Origin of the sequence: Streptomyces sp. NPDC005393 (assembly GCF_040606675.1) — a bacterium.
In the GTDB taxonomy this organism is placed as follows: domain Bacteria; phylum Actinomycetota; class Actinomycetes; order Streptomycetales; family Streptomycetaceae; genus Streptomyces.
In genome coordinates this window covers 1-1261 of record NZ_JBEXFG010000146.1, presented here as the reverse complement: position 1 = coordinate 1261, position 1261 = coordinate 1, and the positions used below count along the sequence as shown (strand labels likewise).

Annotated in this window: 2 protein-coding genes; both read left to right on the top strand. The window is 70.7% G+C overall.

Annotation, left to right across the window (positions count from 1 at the left end; genetic code table 11):
• Positions 1-538: 538 nt before the first annotated feature.
• A complete protein-coding gene (locus ABZS71_RS35660; RefSeq protein ID WP_356217039.1) occupies positions 539-868 on the top strand; it encodes a hypothetical protein in 330 nt (109 codons plus the stop codon).
• Positions 869-1074: 206 nt separating this feature from the next.
• The coding region (locus tag ABZS71_RS35655) for a hypothetical protein (protein WP_356217036.1) at positions 1075-1261 on the top strand (187 nt) is incomplete at its 3' end.

Sequence of the window (1261 nt, the reverse complement as noted above, 5' to 3'; positions counted from 1 at the left end):
TGGCCCCTTGTCATGAGACTGATCTGCACGCCCGTTCGGCATACCTCGTCGTGCCGGGCTCGTCGTGCCGTTCGATCAGCTCCATGCCGCGGCCCACGAGAGCACGGGGTCCTCGCGGGGCGCGTGCGGCGGCGACCGGAACCCCCCGAAACCCGGCGGGTCCAGTGGGCCGGATGCCCACGAGCGGTCTCCTCAGCGTGCGACGTGCCGGGTGCCGACGCGGTCCATGCTTCCTGGCACCGAGCGGCACGGAAAGGGCGGTCAGCCATCGTCCGGCCATCGCGCGGTAATTGAGTGCCCATCGCGGTCCGCGGCGTGCGCCAGTTACCCCGCAGTGGCCGACCGATGGCCGACCACCCTTTACACCACCGCGCGGCGCCAGCAAGCATGAGAGCGCGACGGGCCTGGCAACGACGAAGAGATGGTGATCCTCAAGGGTCGGCCGGATACGAGCACACCGCCCTCTGACGACACATCCGCCAGCTGAAGTACGGTTCCGCGACACCGCGATACACAGAAGATGAAAAGGTGACAGTCAATGGGGTATGTGTTCTCGCTGGTTCTCAGCCGGGAGATTACCGAGGACGAGATGACCACCCTGAAGGTGGGTTGCGGCGGCGCCGCCGACTTCGGCACCGACGTGCTTCCGACCGACGCCGAGGTCACCGTCACGCGGATGGACTTCGATGACGCCGTCTCCCCGACGCTGGCTGACGCCATCGACGCGGCTCTCGCGGCGGTGACCGAGGTGTCCGACCTCAGCGTGTCCGAGCTCACCGTCCCGGCCCAGCCGGCGGGTGCCCAGGAGGGCGAGGCCGCCGCGGCCGAGGCCAAGGAGCCCGTGGCCGCCGGCGTCGGTACGGACTGACAGCGGGTCGGTCCTCGCGCCGCCAGATACACGCCGTCCGACCAGCCGACGGCGTGTTTCTGCGTGTCGGCCCCGGAGGCCCGGCCGGTCCCGCGGCCTCGGCCACCGACCCCGGGACGTCGTTCCCGGCAATGGGCACTCAGTTACCCCGCGATGGCCGGGCGATGGCCGACCGCCCTTTCGGCGGCCGTGCGATGCCGGGCAGCATGAACACCGCAGGTATCCGGCTCGACCGCATGCTGGGGGGACCGCCCGTGGCCATGGGGCCCGTTCGCCCGTCGAACCCGCCCGACCGGGGCGTCATCGCCTTCCCGGAGACCTCCGCCGCCGCCGGCCTGCCGCGCAGGATGGCCGAACGGGGCCATGCGGATCAGCCTCATGACAAGTGGGACG